At 35.7% G+C, this 20,238-nt stretch carries 21 protein-coding genes; 3 read left to right on the forward strand and 18 right to left on the reverse strand.

Going from position 1 to position 20,238, the window contains the following annotated elements; genetic code table 11:
* Positions 1-10 precede the first annotated feature (10 nt).
* From ACMAYX_RS07400 to ACMAYX_RS07425, 6 genes are all read right to left on the reverse strand, one after another.
* Positions 11-1,666, reverse strand: a complete 1,656-nt coding sequence (locus ACMAYX_RS07400; RefSeq protein WP_103218235.1) for a Na/Pi cotransporter family protein — start codon at positions 1,664-1,666, stop codon at positions 11-13.
* Positions 1,667-1,686: 20 nt separating this feature from the next.
* Positions 1,687-2,751 (reverse strand): AI-2E family transporter, encoded by a 1,065-nt coding sequence (locus ACMAYX_RS07405; protein WP_412463256.1) that lies wholly within the window; start codon positions 2,749-2,751, stop codon positions 1,687-1,689.
* Between the two features lie 46 nt (positions 2,752-2,797).
* On the reverse strand, positions 2,798-3,265 hold the full coding sequence (locus ACMAYX_RS07410; protein ID WP_412471825.1) for a hypothetical protein: 468 nt from the start codon (positions 3,263-3,265) through the stop codon (positions 2,798-2,800).
* Between the two features lie 131 nt (positions 3,266-3,396).
* Complete coding sequence (locus ACMAYX_RS07415) at positions 3,397-3,909, reverse strand: hypothetical protein (protein WP_103218238.1); 513 nt, start codon at positions 3,907-3,909, stop codon at positions 3,397-3,399.
* Between the two features lie 80 nt (positions 3,910-3,989).
* Entirely contained in the window at positions 3,990-5,186 is a 1,197-nt protein-coding gene (locus ACMAYX_RS07420) for a hypothetical protein (protein ID WP_412471169.1), read from the reverse strand.
* Positions 5,167-6,357 (reverse strand): hypothetical protein, encoded by a 1,191-nt coding sequence (locus ACMAYX_RS07425; RefSeq protein WP_412470203.1) that lies wholly within the window; start codon positions 6,355-6,357, stop codon positions 5,167-5,169. Before ACMAYX_RS07425 ends, ACMAYX_RS07420 begins: the two co-directional genes overlap by 20 nt.
* A 207-nt stretch (positions 6,358-6,564) precedes the next feature.
* On the opposite strand from ACMAYX_RS07425, the gene ACMAYX_RS07430 reads away from it, so the two are divergent.
* Complete coding sequence (locus ACMAYX_RS07430) at positions 6,565-7,773, forward strand: PAS domain-containing protein (RefSeq protein ID WP_412471823.1); 1,209 nt, start codon at positions 6,565-6,567, stop codon at positions 7,771-7,773.
* On the opposite strand, the gene ACMAYX_RS07435 is transcribed toward ACMAYX_RS07430, so the two are convergent.
* Genes ACMAYX_RS07435 through ACMAYX_RS07445 form a run of 3 tightly spaced genes read right to left on the reverse strand, consistent with a single transcriptional unit; the run spans position 7,770 to position 9,971 of the window.
* Positions 7,770-8,636, reverse strand: a complete 867-nt coding sequence (locus tag ACMAYX_RS07435) for an SDR family oxidoreductase (RefSeq protein WP_392992774.1) — start codon at positions 8,634-8,636, stop codon at positions 7,770-7,772. The two genes, ACMAYX_RS07430 and ACMAYX_RS07435, sit on opposite strands and share 4 nt — an antisense overlap.
* Positions 8,637-8,649: 13 nt before the next feature.
* A complete protein-coding gene (ygiD, locus tag ACMAYX_RS07440; protein WP_412471822.1) occupies positions 8,650-9,429 on the reverse strand; it encodes a 4,5-DOPA dioxygenase extradiol in 780 nt (259 codons plus the stop codon).
* Positions 9,430-9,443: 14 nt separating this feature from the next.
* The gene (locus ACMAYX_RS07445) at positions 9,444-9,971 is read right to left on the reverse strand and encodes a YceI family protein (protein ID WP_103218244.1); all 528 of its coding nucleotides are present in this window, start codon (positions 9,969-9,971) and stop codon (positions 9,444-9,446) included.
* Positions 9,972-10,076: 105 nt separating this feature from the next.
* On the opposite strand from ACMAYX_RS07445, the gene ACMAYX_RS07450 reads away from it, so the two are divergent.
* Positions 10,077-10,952 carry a LysR family transcriptional regulator gene (locus tag ACMAYX_RS07450; protein WP_158246886.1) on the forward strand — a complete coding sequence of 292 codons (876 nt, stop codon included), beginning with the start codon at positions 10,077-10,079 and terminating at the stop codon, positions 10,950-10,952.
* Here ACMAYX_RS07450 and ACMAYX_RS07455 read toward each other — a convergent pair.
* From ACMAYX_RS07455 to ACMAYX_RS07465, 3 genes are all read right to left on the reverse strand, one after another.
* On the reverse strand, positions 10,949-11,308 hold the full coding sequence (locus ACMAYX_RS07455; protein WP_103218246.1) for a hypothetical protein: 360 nt from the start codon (positions 11,306-11,308) through the stop codon (positions 10,949-10,951). The two genes, ACMAYX_RS07450 and ACMAYX_RS07455, sit on opposite strands and share 4 nt — an antisense overlap.
* Positions 11,305-12,882 (reverse strand): Na/Pi cotransporter family protein, encoded by a 1,578-nt coding sequence (locus ACMAYX_RS07460; RefSeq protein ID WP_412463263.1) that lies wholly within the window; start codon positions 12,880-12,882, stop codon positions 11,305-11,307. The genes ACMAYX_RS07455 and ACMAYX_RS07460 overlap by 4 nt, the downstream gene beginning before the upstream one ends.
* Before the next feature lie 88 nt (positions 12,883-12,970).
* Positions 12,971-13,618 carry a hypothetical protein gene (locus tag ACMAYX_RS07465; RefSeq protein WP_103218248.1) on the reverse strand — a complete coding sequence of 216 codons (648 nt, stop codon included), beginning with the start codon at positions 13,616-13,618 and terminating at the stop codon, positions 12,971-12,973.
* Between the two features lie 261 nt (positions 13,619-13,879).
* Here ACMAYX_RS07465 and ACMAYX_RS07470 point away from each other — a divergent pair, with 261 nt between their 5' ends.
* Positions 13,880-15,583: a transglutaminase-like domain-containing protein gene (locus ACMAYX_RS07470; protein ID WP_158246887.1), complete on the forward strand. Its 1,704-nt coding sequence runs from the start codon at positions 13,880-13,882 to the stop codon at positions 15,581-15,583.
* Positions 15,584-15,602: 19 nt separating this feature from the next.
* Here ACMAYX_RS07470 and ACMAYX_RS07475 read toward each other — a convergent pair whose 3' ends face one another.
* Genes ACMAYX_RS07475 through ACMAYX_RS07500 form a run of 6 tightly spaced genes read right to left on the reverse strand, consistent with a single transcriptional unit; the run spans position 15,603 to position 20,138 of the window.
* Positions 15,603-16,196: a hypothetical protein gene (locus ACMAYX_RS07475; RefSeq protein WP_412471821.1), complete on the reverse strand. Its 594-nt coding sequence runs from the start codon at positions 16,194-16,196 to the stop codon at positions 15,603-15,605.
* Positions 16,197-16,249: 53 nt separating this feature from the next.
* Positions 16,250-16,975: a pirin family protein gene (locus tag ACMAYX_RS07480; protein ID WP_412470206.1), complete on the reverse strand. Its 726-nt coding sequence runs from the start codon at positions 16,973-16,975 to the stop codon at positions 16,250-16,252.
* 56 nt (positions 16,976-17,031) lie between these two features.
* Positions 17,032-17,370: a hypothetical protein gene (locus ACMAYX_RS07485; RefSeq protein ID WP_412470207.1), complete on the reverse strand. Its 339-nt coding sequence runs from the start codon at positions 17,368-17,370 to the stop codon at positions 17,032-17,034.
* On the reverse strand, positions 17,339-18,991 hold the full coding sequence (locus tag ACMAYX_RS07490; RefSeq protein WP_103218253.1) for an AMP-binding protein: 1,653 nt from the start codon (positions 18,989-18,991) through the stop codon (positions 17,339-17,341). The genes ACMAYX_RS07485 and ACMAYX_RS07490 overlap by 32 nt, the downstream gene beginning before the upstream one ends.
* Positions 18,992-19,008: 17 nt before the next feature.
* Positions 19,009-19,530, reverse strand: coding sequence for a GNAT family N-acetyltransferase (locus ACMAYX_RS07495; RefSeq protein ID WP_146037862.1), 522 nt, complete (start codon positions 19,528-19,530; stop codon positions 19,009-19,011).
* A gap of 20 nt (positions 19,531-19,550) precedes the next feature.
* On the reverse strand, positions 19,551-20,138 hold the full coding sequence (locus ACMAYX_RS07500; protein ID WP_103218255.1) for a TetR/AcrR family transcriptional regulator: 588 nt from the start codon (positions 20,136-20,138) through the stop codon (positions 19,551-19,553).
* Positions 20,139-20,238 lie beyond the last annotated feature (100 nt).

Genomic DNA, 20,238 nt, shown 5'->3' on the forward strand with positions numbered 1-20,238 from the left:
ATACTCCTAATTAAACATGTGCTTGAGCAGCATTTTCAGTATGACTTCTAATTTTTCGAAGGGCCACAATCATATCGGAATAAGTAAGTGCACCAAGTGCATCATACTCTCCACTTGAAACACGATCTAAGTGCTTCTTTCTTATTTGCTCAGCCTGGTCTCTTAATTCCTTAGACTTTCTTTCAGCAACACTATAATCAACCTTATCAAGAGAAATTTGATTTGAGACTGAATCATAGAATGCCTTTACATTAACAAATAAGTCATCAAAGTCTTTCTTTGCCTCATCTCTCATAAGTTTTGATATATCACCTCGATCACTATAAGCAATGAGCCTTTCGATATAATCAGCAATACTCTCTAACTCATCGACTTCCTTAATCATCGACTGAGAACGGCGTGACTCATCTTCACTTAAAGGATTAACCATAAGTTTAACGATAAAAATGGTAACCTCTTTTTGTATATTGTCTGTAATTCTCTCATAATCCTTGGCCTTAAGAGCAATCTTCTCCCTTTCGCCAAAGTTCTGTTTAATATAAATCTCTTCTGCTAAAGCATAAAGTCTAGAAACGATATCTTTCATTTTATTAACCTCGGCCTGTGCTTGTGCAAGCGCAGCCGCAGTTACCATTTGGCTTGGATCACCTAACATGACAAGGTGGTGTTGCTCTTTCTCTCCGGTAGCAGGAGTAATCCTTGTCACAAAATTTGCTAACTGAGTTAAGAAAGGAATAAAAATAATCGTGGCCGCGACATTGAAGATAGTATGTCCTGTAGCAATATGAACAGCAACATTGATAAAGTCACCATCTGCATTGACAGCATTTGCAGCACCTGGAACTAAGTAATCGATAAATTCAACATAGAATGGAAAGAATAAAAAGATAACAAGTACACCCAAGAGATTAAATATAGCGTGAGCTCGAGCTGCCCTTTTGGCGGTTATATTAGCCCCAACACTCGCTAAAAGAGCGGTAATGGTTGTTCCAATATTTTCCCCTAATACCAGAGCGGCGGCCGTATGAAATTGAATAACACCTGATCCAGCTAGGGCTATTGTAATACCCAACATTGCAGAAGAAGATTGAATTACGACAGTTAATATACAGCCGACAATAATACACGCAAAGTATGCTCCGTAATTCTGTTCAGAAAAATATGAAATCATACTTAAAAATTCAGGCATTGTTCTAAGTGGTTTAAATGCATTGGACATAATACTTAAACCAAAGAAGATCATACCAACTGAAAAAAGGATACGCCCAATTTGGCGATAGCGATTAGTTTTAGCAAATAGCAAAGGAAAGATTCCAAGACCGATAAAGAGAAGTCCATACTTCCCTACTTTTATTGAAATGATCCAACCAGTAACTGTTGTCCCGATATTGGCCCCTAGAATAACTCCAATGGCCTGTCCTAAATTCATTAAACCAGCATTAACGAAACCAACAGTCATAACAGTAGTTACAGATGAACTTTGAACAAAGATGGTAACAAGAGTTCCAACGATGACAGCAGAGAAGCGATTTGTTGTAATTTTATTTATCGTATTTTTAACGACGTCGCCAGCGACTGATTGTAGTGCCTCTGACATATTCTTCATTCCATAGAAGAAAATACCAAGCCCACCAAGGACAGAATAAATAAGTTTAAAAACTTCCACTGCTCTCCACTTCCTTTCGCCTATGAAACGACGTTATATTGATCGTGATAAATTTCAACAATCGTTAGAAATAGTATTCCAATAATTGGTCCATAGAAGATTCCTCCCATACCAAAAACACCCATTCCTCCTATAATCGAAAGAAGAACGAAAGTTGAATTAATTTGAATACGGTTACCAATGAATTTTGGCTTAAACCAATTTTCCACAACAAGACCAACTAGCGCTGTGAAAATAAAAAGGATGACACCTGAAGTAGGACTTCCTGTAAGGACGAGATAAAGACTTGCAGGTATCGTAACAACAGAGATACCAACTAAAGGAACGAAGGCCAAGAAAATCATAAGAACAGTCCAAAGAACAACTGATTCAATTCCTGCCACCCAAAGAGCGAGTCCACCAAGAACTCCTTGAATCACTCCACCAACACCATTACAAACCAGTGTTACATAATTCATTTGATTAAACTTATCGAGGATTTTTTGTTCTTGGTCTGATGGAAGTGGTGAAAGATCAAATATATATGTCTTTAACCTCTTTCCTTCAACAAAAACACCAAAAACCACAATCATCATAATTGCGAGATCAAAAATGAATGTGATGATATTTCCTACAATTGAATTGATACTCGAAATAACAGTTCCCGATATTCCTTTAAGAGTACCAAATACTGTCGTCTTAACTTGTTCCATATCAATATCAACTCCAGTGATATCTGAAACACTTTTAATAAGAGCAGCGACTGGCCCATCACCAAATAAAAAGTCGTTAACTTCATGATGAGACATTGCCTTCATTATCGTTTGATAAAGGCTTAGAGCTTCTTTACTAAGAGCAATTGATAAGAAGATTAGAGGAATAAGAACAAGTAGAATAATTAAACAACTTGTTATCGATGCGGCCATATTGTCAGAGACTTTAAATTTTTCAATTATCTTAGTATTTAGAGGATTAAATACTCCAGCCAGAACAAAGCCAAAGATGATTGGAGCAATCATTTGCTTGGCCATCATCCATACAAGATAACAGACTAAAAGAAAGATAAAACCGAAGAATACGTACGTTACATTATATTTATTTTGCATATAAATATTGTATGTTTGAATTGATTAATAGGCAATTTTAATTCCCCTACTTTATTAGTGCTCGACACTGTCTGAGTTCAATAAATAGTTTTAATAACTTCGTAAGATAATAGGCCCCAGGCATAACGCCTATGATGGCAGCATAAGTTAATGCCATTTTGAAATCTTTTAGAAAGTACATAATTACAATAAAAGTAATAATGAAAGATAAAATACCAAAGCAAAAGAAGATAGAAATGAAATTAACGATCATACTTACGAGAATTGGCGTAGTTGTCGCAACCTTAACAACCTTTGCTACCTTTGCCCTCGCAATATAGTAGTACTGTCCGACTTTGAAATATGCTAACTCTATCTCTTCATCACTATCGAAGAATTCCGCAATAGAAGCTGAAGTAATCACATTTTCAATTCTAGTTCCATCGCTGAACTCAACAAAACTAAATACGCGATCATTTCCACTTTGTGTTGAAGTTCCACAACCAATAACTGTCGATTTCAAATTCAAAACCATATTTGAGCCCTTAAAATTATTAGGCTATTATCGGCAATATACTGGACAACTTTACTTAGAGATTATTTGTTTGGAAGAGCTTAAAAATGAAAAGGCTCCGAAAGGAGCCTTTATTATATTAGAATTTGATTCTAGTAACAGTAGTAGTTACCCCAGTAATCACGGTAACAATCATAGTAGTAAGTATAGTGAAATGCATACCAGTAGTAATAAAATGCAACACCACCAAACACTACAAAGTATAGTCCATAGTCGTAGCTATAGTAACCAGAGTAGTTAGCACCTGTATTTTTCATACCATCAACATAGTCTTGAATTAGTGACTTTGATTCTTCAAGAGTCATATTTTCTACGTTGATTGAACCAACAAGATTAGAAAGTTCAGTAGCAACTTTCTTATCTTTAATATTTGCTTGTAGGTAATTTAAAACTTCAGATGGCTTAACACCTTCTTGAGCTAGATCACCTAATTGTTTTTCAAATGATTTAACAGTTTCATTGTAGAAGTTTTGATCTTTTTGATCCCATTCTACAGATAATTTAAACTCAACTTCTTCAAAGATTGGTGCGATTTTAGCTTCAACATTTGCAAGAGCCGAGAACGAAAAGCATACAAGTGCTACAGCAGCTAATTTTCTTAACATGAACATCTCCCTATTAATAACGTTATGGGTAACTACCCTATCTAAACATATTTTGTCAATTTAATAAAAGCCTACTTACTTTATAAACCCATCTCGTGATAGGCATTTAGAAGGTTTATACGATCCCTCAAAGGTGACTTACATGATTTACGACACTCTTTGAGAATCGACTTCAATAAATCTCCTCTAATATTTGAACTGCTCGTGATATTCTTACGAACATCATAAACAAGACCATGACTTGATTCTTTATCAAGTTCGCGTACTTGCCATAATACGCCCAAGACAAAATCAATATTGGCGTAAGCATTTGTTTCAAATCCTGCATTATAAACTTCATCGCGAAAGGCATCTTTTTCACGGACTCTTTTCGCATAATCTTTCACATTATCAGCAATCGTTGCGCTATCAGCGATTGATGCCGCAAAGAAGTCTGCCATACCTTCATTAACAGGAGAAGAATGACTAAGGCCAAGATGATCACTCAAAGCAACATGAGCAAACTCATGATAAACAACTTCTGGGATAAAGCTTGTATCTAAAAAGAACTTCTTTCCTTGAAGAAGTCCGTAAAGCTTTTTCATTGCATAAAAAGAAGCTTCAATAATTGCAGTCGATCCAAGAATATTTAAACCACTCTGCGCAAGAGCATCCCCAGAAAGTAAAAATAAGTCACTTATAAATTTTTGAAAACTTGCTAATCTTGATTGATTCCTAAACTCACTAAAGATAGCAGCAGTTTGTTCAAAGTCATTCTTTAACCCTTCCTGTGGAAGGTTGATTTCTTTTGCCGGACGAAACCAAATTTCATAATTCCAAGGCTTAATCCCAAACCTTTCTCTACCCTCTCCAGGTGGAATTGAAAGAGCATTATTATATTCAGGTGATAAATTATCGTGAGCGAAGTGACCAATTGAATTAAATTGATTTGTTATATTTAAGCGAACGATAAGTTGAGGTAACTCTTTTACGTAATCAGACTTAACGACATTAAGAAAATAACGTTTTGCCTTTGTTAAGTGATAAAAGACACTTGCGGCCCTTAGCTTTTCAACTTCGTCCGTTAAACTCTCAAGATTGATTGCTTCATTTGATTTCCCATAAACAATTTTAAAACTTTTGTTTTCTAGGATTGGAGCATTAACTAGATCAAGCTCAACTTCTTTCTTAATCAGATCCATGTCATTATCTCGCGTAATAACCTGGGCCTTGTGACTTGCAAAAGTAGTTACTGTAAGAAATGAAACAAGAAGCAACTTAGAAAATTGAGTGATCACGTGCTGGCTCCTGTTTTGTCTCTGTTAACATCTCAATTCCCACTAAAGATAATACCTTCACAAAGTAGAAAGTAGTAGGAATTGCTGCAACAAAAATTGTTCCATATCTTCTAATAAATCTTTTTCTCTTTTCTGCTTTGGTTAGCTCTGGATTCCAAACATCATCGACAAGTGCAAGAGTAGTTAAATCATCTCCTGACACAAGTCCTGTTTCATAAGAAGCAGAGAGAATATCCTCAAAGGAAACATTAACACCTTCAAATAAATTCATCATTTGAAGATCTCCAAGTTCTTTTCTAACCATCTTTGCAGCAAATCGATACTGCTCCATTGGATCAAGAATAATCTCTTCAACACTTTCATCATCAATTATCACATTGATAATAACTTCATCTGCATTAAGTCGATTTAACAATCTTTGAGTCATTCCTCGAAGATAGATAATTTGAAATTGATTGTACTTTGCAAGTAATGCCTCTCTTCGAGAAACCTTACTCTTATCACGTCGACTTGAAATAAAGTTTGTACCTTTTATATCTAGTCGTTCGGGAAATTGTTTTGTTAAAAATGCCTGTTCTTTCAAATACTCGGCCAACGTCTGTGGCTCAAGATGATAGTCTTCTTGAGCTAGTCTTTTTAGCATCCAATATGTACGCTTACTTATAAGCTCCTCATGATATGCCTTCTTTAAAAATTTGATTGGCTTCTTTTGTGCAAGTTCTTTAAAAAGACTCATCGCTGCGAGATTAAAGCACAGTCCTCTCTCTTGTGCCCTTTGGAAGTTATCAAAAGGTTGTGATCTAAAATCTTTAACAATAGGATTAAGAGGTACTAGAAATTTTTCTTTCTTCGACTTCTCAAATGACTTCATCGTTCTTAGCAATAGACGATATTGTGTATCATCCATTTTCGAAGACGAGCGCAAGTATATTAACGCCTCATAAAGTTTATGATTCGCTACTTGATTAATCTCTTCTAGCACATCGTACTCGCAACTCTGCTTAGAAAGATCAACTTCTCCTAACAGAGACATTTCCTGAGAACTCAGACCTGCTTGGGCCTTTGCTATATCTTCCTTATCAAAGTACGCACTTTGCCCTGCGAGATTTAACCCACATGCTTGAAAGCTCATATTCAAAGACAGAATAAGGATAAGTAGACGATTTTGCATATGCCTATCTACCCTGAACACTCAACAAAGAAAATAAGTGGTGAAATTTATACACTAATTATTTAGTTGTAAATTTAATCCAACTAGTTAAGATAACTCCGTTAAGAAATCAATAATTTCAACAATTTATGACATAGATCATGTTTTGTTTAGTTTTTGTATTCTAAACAGAAAATATTCATCATTTTTTCAGAAAAGGGAGGACGCATGTCGAAGGAGAGAGAGAGTAACTTCGATTTTGATGAACTATTCTTTTCCAGGACCGATAAGCGAGGAGTTATCGCGTCTGGAAATTCAGTATTTCAACGAGTCAGTCAGTACGAGTGGGAGGAAATGCTTGGCAAGCCCCACAAGGTTGTAAGACATCCAGAGATGCCCCGAGGGGTTTTCTCACTTCTTTGGGACACTATTGCCAAAGATAAGATGATCGGCGCCTACGTAAACAATCAGGCCAAGGATGGAAGTAATTATTGGGTCTATGCCCTCGTCTCACCTATTGACGATGGCTATCTATCAGTAAGACTAAAGCCTAGTAGTCATTTCTTTGAGATCGTAAAAGAGAAGTACATTGAGCTAACTCTACTAGAGAAGCGCAAGAAGCTTACACCAGCACAATCTCAGGAGAAGCTTCTTGAAATGATTGGCGAATTAGGGTTTGAGTCTTACGAAAACTTTATGATTGAGGCGCTTATGCAAGAGCTTGAATCGAGACAGAAAGCACTTGGAGAAGAACCAATTGAGGAACTGAATCTTTTACGCAAGGCCTTAAAGTCAGGATCGTTTTTACAAGAGCAGTCAGAAGGTATTTTTGAGGAGTATCAAAAGACTTCGCTTGTCCCTATGAACTTAGAACTTCAGGCGGCAAAGATTGGAGAAGATGCAGCTTCGATCGCAACTATCTCAACACAATACGATAATCTTGCAAAAGAGATTCAAGAGGAAATTAATAAGTTTATGGTTTCGGGAAAGCTCGTTCAAGACAAAGTTAAAGACTGCCAGTTCTTCGTTTGTAACTCAATTTTGCAAAGAGAAATTTACAGCTTCTTTGAAAAGGAGACTAAACCCTCGCCTATTCAAAAAGAAAACGAAATGAGAATCTTAGCACACTTACAAAATCAACAGAATTTGAACGCTAAATCGAGCCTAATTGATATTCAAAAAGAATTTAGTGAATTCAAAAGAGTCTGTAATGATGTGAAGAAGCTATCAATTGGATTAGAGATGGTAAGCATAAGTGGTAAGATTGAAGCGGCAAAGTTAAACCGAAATTCAGGAGAACTTTCAAGTCTACTCGATCAACTAACAAATTTTAAAGACTCACTCAAGCAATCACTAAAAGAGATAAACGATATCGGAAGCGATCTAGTTCATCAGGTGTCTCGCATGAATGAGTCCTTAGCTAGTCAAAATAATTAAGACTGATAACTTTCTTTAAAATCTCTAATTGATTTTGAGATTGTTGTCGTTGGGCGTCCAATGAGCTTTGATAATTGTCTTTGATTATCAAATAAGCCTCCATTGGATGCACCTTTTTCAGAGTCGGCCAAGAGCTGTGCAAAACCTTCAGGTAGTCCGGCCTGCATTAGAGCGGACTTAAACTCTACTTCACTTAAATTTTGATATTTAATCTCACGCTCAAATTCTTTTCCTACGACCTCTGCAAATTCAGAAAGTGTAAAGGCCTCATCTCCTGCTAGCTCATAAACCTTTCCAGAATGTCCTTCACTCGTTAATACCTTTGCTGCCGCTAAAGCATAGTCCTCTCGTGCAGCAGTTGATAGTTTTCCATCTCCAGCACAACCGATTACAGTAGAGTGCTCAATGATATTAGGTAGGCCCATTGTATAGTTTTCAGAATACCAACCATTACGAAGAATAGTTGTTGCAATATTGAGCTCATTAATAAGTTGTTCAGTTTCAACATGCTCCTTTGCAAGTCCCAAAGGCGACTTATCAGCGTGGAGTATACTTGTATAAGTAAGATGCTTAACTGAAGATCTTTTAACTGCTTCAATTACATTCTTATGTTGAGGTAATCGCTTCCCTACTTCACTAGCTGATATTAATAGTAATTTATCAACTCCTGCGAGTGCCTTATCAAGAGTATCTGGTTTTTCATAATCCCCAAATCTTACTTGTACACCTTGTTTTTCATAATCACTTAACTTATCTGTCGATCTTGCAATTGCAACAATCTCATTGGCCTTAACACCTTCATCTAATAACGCCTTAATTACTAACTGGCCGAGTTGTCCAGATGCTCCTGTTAATGCAATCATATAATTCTCCTTTTTATCTATAGCTAAAGCTTCTCATCGAAATGGAAGCGTTTTGAATCCCTTCAAAATCAAATTTCAACTGATCATCATTACTTGATGCTCCGATGATATATAAGAGCGGTAAGTAGTGTTCAATCGAAGGTACACTCATTTTACCAATGTCTGTTTTTTGAAATTTGTTTATTAAATAATCAAAATCTTTTTCAATAATTTTTTCTTTAATAAGCTCATCATATTCTTTTGCCCAATTTGAAACTTGGGCGTCTTGACTCCAGCTTATTGCTCTTAAGTTATGAACAATATTTCCACTTCCTATGATCAGAACACCTTTTTCTCTTAAAACGCTAAGCTTCTTACCTAAATCAAAATGATACTGAGGTGGCTTTCTCATATCCAGACTCAACTGAACAACTGGAATATCCGCCTTAGGGTACATAAATTTCAATAATGACCATGTGCCATGATCAAGGCCCCAATTTTCATTATCAAGCTTGATGCTTTCACCAATAAGATCAACTATTTCTCTGGCAAGTTCTTGAGAGCCTGGTGCAGGATATTCGATCTCATATAATTCTTTTGGAAAACCGTAGAAATCATGAATTGTTTTTGGTTTATCCATCGCCGTGACCCAAGTACCTTGAGTTTCCCAATGCGCAGATATCATGAGTATTGCTCTTGGTTTCGGAAGTTCCTCTCCTATGCTTCTAAGCTGCTCAGTAAAGTCATTACTTGCAACAGCATTCATAGGAGAGCCATGTCCTAAAAATAGTGTTGGTATTCTCTTTTTACTCATGACTATCCCCTCAATTACTTTGTTACGACTTTAAATGTGAGAGTTACTGTATCTGAAATTACCTTATCACCAAGGTTCTTAAAAAAACTTCCAGAACCATAGACCATATCAAACTCTGTACGATCAAAAGCTAATACACCAGAGTAAACCTTACCTTTTTTAGTTACAGGAACTGTAACGGCATTAGTCTTACCTTTTATTGTTAACTTCCCGTATAAATGGCCATTATCAATTTTATCAATCTTCAACTTTGCTGTTGGATACTTTTCAACATCAAAGAAATCGCTACTCTTAATATGCGATAAGAACTTAGACTTCCATTCCCCTTTAAGAGTTGTATCGTCAATTGAACTCATATCTGCGACAAAAGAACCTCTTCCATTATCTAAACTTGCACTTTTCATTTTAATTGGGCCAGAGTGAAAATCACCTGTGATCTTTGTTCCTTTCCACACAAAAGAGCTTCTAGCTAAGTCAATATTATCGGCCATTGCCGTAAAAGAAGTTAAAATTAGTCCTAGAATTATAAATTTAGCTTTCATTATTTTCTCCTGATTTGCTTTGTTATGTATTCTATTATGGGGAAAAAGGGAGTGTTGCAAAAGACCACAATATTGCAATATAATGTTCCATATAAGGAACACTCTATGGATCTAAATTTACTTAAGATATTTGAAAAAGTTGCAGAAGTTGGAAGTTTAACAAAGGCGTCAACAGTACTAGGACACCCCAAGTCTAAAATAAGTCGTGATCTCGTTAAGTTAGAGGATGAACTTGAACAGACTTTATTAATTCGCGGGCCAAGAGGAATTGTGCTTACAGAAAAAGGCTTAAGTCTTTTACAATTAATAAGAACACCACTTGAGTCATTAGATGCTTCCGTTTTAAAAATTAAAAATCAAACTAATGAAATGAAAGGACTCATAAAAATCACAGCGCCAGAAGACCTTTCCCAACTCATACTTACAGATATCGTCTGCGAATTTATGGATAAGTATCCAGGAATAAGAATTGAGTTGTACTCCACTAATATACTCATGGATTTCAAAGAACATAAACTTGATATGGCCCTTCGAATTGGAAAACTGAAGGATTCATCGTTAATACAAAAGAAAGTATGTGATATTGAAGTCGGACTCGTTGCCTCAGCACAATATTTAAAAACTTCGACAAAGGTTAATGAAGTAAATGATCTTCAAAAACATCCTGTAGCAATTTTAACTGATCTTTATGGTAATCCTTTAAATAAGTCATGTTTTAAAGAGGTTGTTCCACAATTTGCTAGTAACTCATTCCCCATATTAAAAGATTACGTTGCAAAGAATAAAGGCCCAGCGATGATTCCTAGCTTCTATTGTAAGAGGGAGCTTGTGGAAAATAGCTTCATCAAAGTTTTACCAGATTTAAAGTACCTTGCAAGAACTCTATTTCTACTATCTAAGCCTTCAAAGCATACGCCAAAGCATGTAAGAATATTTAAAGACTATCTTTATGAGAATCTAAAGCGTAGCTTAGAGAGCTAATCTTTAGATCGAAAGGAAGAAGGAATAATATCAACCCCTAGCCTTTGTCCAAGTTTTACAACAAAGGGAATAGTTAACGGAGCAAAAGGAAGAACAAGCAATGCACCGACTCCTAAGCCTTTGATAATTTCGAGAAATTGCTTATTTGCTTCTTTCATTTCTTCATTAGAAGCCCGCCCCTGAGTATATCGTCCATATATGACAAACATTTCTCTTGTTTCAGCACCTTCTTTTTCTAGGCCATCACGTAGAACGATCAAAGACTTCCTGATCTTTAAGAGCATCCCTTTCTTCTTTGAAGCAAAGTATACAAGAGAATCAAGATATAAATCTTCAAGTTTCCTTAGTAGACTCATGGAGCAATATGTCCTTCTTTAAGATGATGAAAATTCATTAACTTATCTTTTAGACGCTGAGAATAAGTTAAAAGATGCATAATTGCGCCAGCATCATTACGTTCCGGTTTGGCCATTAAAATAAAAACCTTCTTTCCAAAACCCTCAAGATCTCTTTGAAACTCTTGTGAGATCTTCTTTAAATCTTTATCCTTTTGGTCTTCACTAGTGATATTCTCAAAAACAGAAAGTGTCGTACTTGCTATTTCTCGGACAATCATAAGCACATCACTTTTAAGCTCAATATAATTATTGTCCATAGACTCTTTTACACCTGCAATATCTTTAACTGAGTCATGCATTTGGAAGATATACTCATACATTGCCATTACATTCACAATACGATCAATCTCGTCTTCATTGTTACATTTTGAAATAAACTTAGAAAAGAATCCTAAAAGTTCAGCTTTAAGAAAGTCCATATACTCGATACGCTTCTTTGCGGCTTCATAGATTCCTCGATAATTTGTTTCGATACTCAATGTTACTAAATTGTAATTTTCTTGAACAAATCGAAAAGTTTTTTCAAGATCCACCATCAGATTTTTTTCAATTTCATCAAATTGTGTTTCTTCTTTTAATCCCAGCTCAATACGTTCAAAGTCCATTTGCCCTTCTCCTAACATACGATCAATAAGACTCGAAAAAGGATTTAAGAAGACAATAAAGATTAAGCTCGTCGTCACATTGAAAATTAAATGAAAATTTGCAAGAGCAATAGCTGGTATATTTGACATTAATGGCAATCGATCTCCCCAAAAGATTATAATTGGAAGAAAGATTAAGACGCCCCCTAAATTGAAAAGGAAGTGCGCCAGGGCCGTCTTCTTTGCAGAAATATCCATATTGATAATTGAAATAAGCGCAGTAACAGTTGTTCCTAGATTTGAACCCATTAAAATGGGAATCGCATTATCGAGACTCATCAAACCTTGCTGAGTGAAAATGATTGCCAAACCAGTTGTCACCGAACTAGATTGAACAATTGCCGTAATAACGGCCCCTACCAATACTCCAAGTAAAGGATTATGGGCCTGTGTTAAAAACTCGATTAATCGAGAATCTGATTGAAGTGGAGCAAGTGCAGAAGAAATCAAATTTAAACTAAAGAAAACAAAACCAAAGTAAAAGAATGTTTTACCAAAAATAGCGTAACGTGATCTCGTAAATGAAAGTAGAAATCCCAAAATAATGAAGATCGGTGCAAAGGCAGTCAATTTAAACGCTACAAGCTGTGCCGTTACCGTCGTTCCGACATTAGCTCCAAAAATAATTCCAACACTATTTTTAAAAGACATGACCCCAGCGTTTACAAGACTGATTGCAATGACAGAGGTTGCAGAACTCGATTGAATTAAGGCAGTAATAATAGCACCAATTAATACCCCAACAACAGGATACATTGTTGCACTACCTAGAAATTTTCTAAATTTCTCTCCAGTAATATTTTGAACTTCTTTGGAAAAGTTCTCAAGGCCAAAGACAAAGAGTATTACACTCGATGTCGCGGCCAAGATAATTTGAAAATCCTTCATTAACTAACTCTCTACTAAGTATTATTTACGCTAACGTAAAGTGATATCTTTAAATGATAACAGTAAACAAGTTACCTAGCCCATCAAATTACTTATTAAGTTTGATGATTTTTGTTGCCGTACTTGCTGGCATTCTATTTTTCTTAGGATACTTAAGCGATTTAAAGACAGTCTTCATAGGTCTGGCCTTTAAAATTGTTGCTTTAAATTGCATCTCATCAGCTTCAATATCATTTTGAATATCGAATCTAACTTTCTTAGCATTCTCTTTTGCCTCATCTGCTATAATCGCCCCAGCAAATAGTCCACCAACAACATATTTGGCCGGATTACTATATTCTTCAGCAGAGGAAAAGAAAGTTGAGATATTTCCAACATAAGTTTTCTTTCCATTTCCAACATTTGAAAACTTCACTGTATTACTCTCTTCAAACATATAAATCTTTGTCGTCATTCCCGAAGTACAACCAATCTGACTTAGATAAGTATCTCCTTTTTGAAATTTACCGACAAAGAATCCAGACTCATCAGTTGTTAAGACAGTATCCTCATTCTTCGCCTTATCTGTAAAAATCAAGTTACAAGTGTTTGCAAACTTCGCACCATCAAAGTACAGGGAGAATTTCCCGAAAAATACTCCTTCATTATCTCCTAGTGCATCGGCCTTAAAGTCTTTTGGTGAGTTTGCACAACCAATAAATAGTGCAAAAAGGGCAAGTACTGAAATCTTTCTCATTTGATATTCCTCCATCTTGAATAAGTTCATTGAAGATTTATCGACTAATTCTCTTTAGAACATTAAGGAATTTCAACCACTTAGAGTCACTACAGATACCTCTTCTATATATCTAGAATTACTATGAATAAATGAATGAACATTGTACGGCCGCTTAATTTCTCGACATGGAAATTAGGCCAACTAAATGAATATACGAGAAAAATAATGGCACCCTCCTTGCAAATTATACATTTGAACTAAACTATGGAGTTGTTTGTAATGAAGAAATTCTTTTTTCTAGGCTTACTATTATCTTTTAATACTCAAGCAGATTTTAGCATTGGCTATCAAGGCTCGGGTGTTGAAGTAAATAAACGAAAGTATGAGACGAGACCGCTCATTCAAACAGACGAATTCAATACCAAATCGTACTGGACCGATACCGTGCGAAGAACAGCTGTTGTAAAATCCATCGTAGGCTGCCTTAGAGAAAACTGTGCCTATTTTAATGAAATGGACATGTCAGATATCTTTAAAGAGTCTGTGGCACAATTTGGTAAAGAAGAAGGTGAAATGTACTTTACCAATGTTGTTGCCGGATTAATTATTGGCTCTCCTGAGGTAAGAAGGGATAATATCTATTCTTCAGCAAAGCTACTTTTAAGCTTCAACCAAAAGATCTACCTCGCCCATATCCTTGGTACCATTATGAACAATCACTACGATTTTCAACGTGATAAGGAAGGTGTTGTAACCACTGAAGATCTTTTCCAAGCAATTAGAGAAGGAAGCAAAGCAGGAGTTTGTCGTGACATTGCGGTAGCTCAAGCAAATGTTCTTAAAAAGCTTAATATAGATGACGTCTATGTTGTTGCATATAATACAAGAGATGTTGGTCACGCTACTGTTGTCGTACAAGACCCTGGTAATAAAGATCGTATTATCAATTTTAATTACGGTGAAACAAGAATCAACGAAAGCCAAAGTGCTCAAGGGTTAGCACAAGATACAACCCTAGCAGATTTTGGAATAAATTATAGAATCTTTAACGCTGATGGTGAGCCTGTTGATCGTGTACCAAGTGAAGTTGGTTACCTATTAAATCAAGCAGTAGGTCTGGACGTTGAGATGATTGCCCCAGGTGTAGAGTTTGATAATATCGATGTTATCTCAATGAATTATGAAAATGGCGCAATTCATGCAAAAAGCTACTACGCTGAATCATCAAGCGGCTTAACAGCATCTGGTGTTGCTGCAACTTTAAAAAACCAAGGTAATCGAATTAAGTTTGATGCGGGAATTGCTATTCAAAGAGAACAGAAGAAACTTGAACACAGAGATTTTATAAAGGATAGTACGAGTATTTATTTTGGAATGGATGCTCGCCTTAAGTCAGGAAAAGTAGACTTAGGAATTCTTCGAAATGTTTATGCTGACGTAAAATCCCACGTTAGTATCACTGTGGGGAATGGAAAGATAAAAGCAGATAATTTCCAAACAGAAGGTGATTTTAGTGACAGTCAAAATATGTTCTCATCTTCACTTTATGCTGATTCAGACTATCTGGGATTTGATTGGAAAGGAATTGTTACGGCCCATGCTTCAATTATGAAAGCAGACGTTAGAGAAGAAGGTAAATACACGATGGCCGTAATTGGTGGAACAATTAAAAACGAAATCAAAAAACAAATTATGAAAGAGTATGGAGTTGGAATTCAAAATATTATCTATATTCGACAAGAAGGTGCAACTGCAGACTATAGTATTACACTATACTCAGAGGATGGACGCCACTCTTTTGAAATAGGAATGAAAGCTCCTCTATATGGTCGAACAGGATTTTGGGTAAAAGGAAATCAAAAATCGACATATATTTCTGCTCAAACAAAAGTTTTAAAAGATAGTTTAAGTTTAGGTATTAAATATATAAAAAAGGATAATCAAGAAGCGACTTACAAATTTGAAGGTGAATACATTTTTTAATAAATATAATAGTCACCTCTTAGAGGTGACTATTACTATCTATATAATCAATAATCTCATCTAAATGAATATAAATATTACGCTTAGCCTTGTTTAAATTACCTTCTTTAAAATGAAAACCAGCAAGTCCAAGTTGTCTTGCCGCATCCACCTCTTTTAAAGACTCCGATATATAAAGACTTGGGTAGCGGCCAGTCTCATCGAGGGCCTTATTAAAAATATAAGGCGCAGGCTTTAATTCTTCATTACTCATAGGAATATAGATTTTTTCAAACACACTCCAATCAAACTCAACAGAATCATTCCAGTGCGCTCTTACATATTCCTTCAAAGTCGTAATTTTTTGTTCGTAAGTTTCACCAAACGACTCTGGAATATTTGAGATAATGGCAACATGAATCCCCATATCCTTTAGTGATTTAATATACTCAAGAGAGCCTTCGTAATAGTGATAATTACCACTTTTTTTAGTATTGATGATGGTATCTCCCAAATCAAAGAACACCCACCTTTCAATTTGTGTATCTTCATTAAGGTTATTTGCGTAATACGCAACACCTGCAAATGAAATTAAAGTGATAAGAACTAGAAGTACGATATTTTCTTTTTTCATACTTTATTTTAGCAAACAATTTTATTAGTTTAACCTGATTAAAATCAGTATTTTCAGTTATATTTTTCCACATCCATTGGAACTTCCATAACAAGAAATTCTGAGTCATTAAATGACCTTATCCCAATATTATTACCTGGATCGATACCAAGTCCATCTCGAGCAGAAAGAGTTAGATCATTTACTCTAACTTCACCACTAATCACAAAGATATAAACACCATTTGATTCCATAAACTTTTTATAGGTTAAGTTTTGACCTTCCTCTAAACTAGCTAATGAGAAAAAAGCATTTTGATTAATACTAACTGAATTACTTCGGCCATCAGGAGAGACAATTAATTGAAACTCTCCTCTACGATCTGATTCTTTGAAGTACTTTTGAGAATAAGTGGGTGTTATATTATGCTCTTTAGGCAATACCCAAATTTGTAGGAAGTGTACTTCTTCCCTGTCAGAGTTATTATACTCGCTATGAGAAATTCCTGAACCGGCCGACATAACCTGTATCTCACCTTTCTTAATGATAAAGTCATTTCCAATAGTATCTTTATGATGAAGGGCGCCTTTTAAAGGCACTGAGATAATTTCCATATTACGGTGAGGATGAGTTCCAAAGCCTTTTCCAGGTGCAACAACATCATCATTAATAACCCTTAGCGCTCCAAAATGGATTCTTTCAGGATCATAGTAATCGGCAAAACTAAAGGTATGATTGCTTTTCAGCCAACCGTGTTCTGCATGACCACGTGAATCAGCACGATGAAGTACGTTTGTCATCTTTCCTCCTACATTTTGATTATTATAGCGATCTTCAATACTTCAATGTAGGTAAATTAAATTAAAATTTTAGTTGGGGGATCAAGTAAGAACTCTAAAAGTAATTCGATTTCTTTTACTAAATCAGGTTCTATATTAGTCCAATTTTTTTGACTAACCTGAATTCGATCATAAAGCTCATTTGCTTTCTTTTTAATTTTGAAGGTTGAGCCCTCTGAAATCGACTCAACCATTCTCCATTTTAATTCATCAAAAATATAGTAGTAAGTTTGTGGGCCATCATCTCTCCCCAGTTCTTGGTCAATGACGGCCACCAGATCCCACCAATCGTTTTTTCGGTATCTTCTTGAGCTAGAGTACATCTTAGCGAAGCTCTCGGCGAAGAACTTTCCCAACATTATTCTTCGGTAAATCGTCCACAAAAGCAATTTGCTTTGGAACTTTATAGCCAGCAAGATTTTTCTTCGCATAAGCCTTAATATCTTCTTCTGTTAAATTTGCTTTTGATTTAACAATAAAGACTTTTACAACTTGTCCTGACTTTTCACTTTCAATTCCAATAGCAGCAACATCCTGTACACCATCTAGCTCTAATAGAACTCCTTCAACTTCATTTGGATAAACATTAAATCCAGAAACAACAATCATGTCTTTCTTACGATCTAAAATTCTTAGGAAACCTTTTTCATCAACCGTGGCATAGTCTCCTGTTTTAAGCCAACCATCTTTAGTAAAGGTCTTACTTGTTTCCTCTGGTTGATTCCAATACCCTTTCATAACCTGAGGCCCTTTTACACAAAGCTCTCCTTCTTCATTAAAACCTAACTCATTCTCATCAGCATCAATGATTTTAATATCAGTTGAAGGAAGAGGAAGCCCAATAGAACCTATTTCATCCGTCCCATCTGTTGGGTTACAACTGACAACAGGAGATGCTTCAGTAAGGCCATATCCTTCAATAACTCTTGTCTTTGTAATTTTCTCCCAGTCTTGCTTAACAGCTGGCTTAAGGGCCATTCCACCTGCAACACTAAACTCAATAAAGCTCAAATTCTGTTTTCTGAAATTTTCATTTGCAAGTAGCGCTTGCAGTAGAGTGTTGACAACAATTAGAACTTTCGGCTTGTGTGTATACACATCTTTGATAAGTGAATTTAAATCACGAGGATTTGTTACAAGAACGTTAGTCATCCCCATCTTAAAGAAACCAAAGATATTAACTGATAAAGTAAAGACATGATAGATAGGTAGTGGAGCGAGGATATTTGCAGGCTCTGTTCCAAGTCCTGCCTTAATCCAAACATCCATTTGTAGCATATTCGCGATAATATTTCGGTGAGTTAGGATGGCCGCTTTTGTTTTCCCCGTTGTTCCACCAGTATATTGAAAGAGCGCAGTATCCTCTCTTTCCACTGTTGGATAAGTTACACTCAGTCCTTGTCCTTTTTCGATTGCTTCATTAAGAGTTAAGTAACTACCTTTATAAGTAGGAATCATTTTCTTTACATGCTTAATAACAAAATTTGTTAGCTTCCTTTTTACTAATGGAAAAAAATCACCAATTTCTGTCGTAATAATATGCTCGATCTGACTTCCTTCAATGGCCTCTTCAAGATTAGCAACAAAGTTTGTACAGATAACAATTGCTTTTGCCCCACTATCTTCAAGTACCTTTTTTACTTCTCTCGTAGTGTAGAGAGGGTTTGTATTAACAACAATTAGCCCTGCTTTGAAAGCACCAAAAAGAGCAACCGGGTATTGCAGAAGGTTTGGCATCTGAATCATGATGACATCACCTTTTTTAAGTTTCAAATCATTGATAAGGTAATTAGCAAAGGCTTCTGACTTCTCTTTGACTTCACTATAAGTCATGCTTGCATTCATATTGATAAAAGCTTTTCTCGTCGAAAACTTTCCACAAGTTTCATCAATCATTTCAACAATATTATTATATTGATCAGGGTTAATTTCTGTGGCGGCGTTCTTTGGATAATTATCCAACCATACTCTATTCATTTATATATCCTTTTTTCTTATAGCTTTAATCTAATATTCACAATTCCCATTGTTTCAGTTTCAACGACAACGTCACCGCGACTCTTTAGCAGTCCAAGCACAGCATGATTTCCAGTGCTAGCAGTTCCATATATTTCTTTTATATCACGCTCTTTAGCTGCCTTGATTAAATGATCTATCAAGATCCCACCAAAGCCTTTTCGGTGATACTTATCTATTACTGTTACGGCAAACTCGGCCGTCGGAGAATTATCCGAGTCACGATAAAATCTTGTAGAACCTACAGGCTTTTCGCCGTCCTCACTTTCCTGCATTACAGTCAAGGCAACGTGATTAATATAATCAGGGCAAGTAAATAGCTCTAAGTCCTTCTTAGATAAGCTTTTCTTGGCCGCAAGAAAACGACTATTAAGTGTTCGGTGAGAGGCCATTTTAAATGCTTCAATCAACTTCTCTTGATCATTTTCACTGACACTTCTAATGACGTACTTTTCACCAAGATGCTCAAATTTTTCAAAGAACTTTTCGTTATACTTCACAGTTTCGCTCACAGTCTTTTTCAAGATCTTTCAATGACACATGCTCTATACAGCGTCTTTATAAATTGTTCTTTAATGACTTCAAATTCTTTCTTATCTCTACCTCGTCTTATCCAAGAATAAACAAGCTCTCTAGCAGCGCCAAATAACATTGCATCTAGTATTCGACGATCAACAATTCTAATATTTTCGACTTCAGCTTGCGTGGTAAGAACGTCATAAATTTTTGTCGATAAAATCTCGTACTCACTAATTAGAAGTTCTCTAATTTCTTGGTAGCCAGACATTGAAGCCTTCCAAAAAAAGTCGCTTTCTTTCACTTTCGACTCATGCCAGTCAAAATAAACACTAACTAAATCAATTAGAGTTTCTTCTACTGTCTTGGCCGCACTGGCCGCAATAAAAGCTTTATTTCTAATCTTAGTAGATAGTTTAATGAATAAGGATTTATAGATATCTTCTATTCCATTTGGAAAATGATAATAGAAAGTTCCAGTTGAAAGGCCGGTCTGTTTTTTAAGTTTTGATACGGAAATATCTAAGATGGCCTCTTCTTTCAGAAGCTCTAACACACCTTCAAAAATGGCCTCTTTTGAGTCCTGTTTCACCGCCACTCCATTTATAGACAACTTGTCTAGACGTAGACTCTAAAATATGCCACAAGACACGAGTAGACTCAAGTTAAATGATATAACTTATTGAAATTAC

The sequence above is a fragment of the Halobacteriovorax sp. RT-2-3 genome (assembly GCF_047085075.1).
Lineage (GTDB): Bacteria > Bdellovibrionota > Bacteriovoracia > Bacteriovoracales > Bacteriovoracaceae > Halobacteriovorax_A.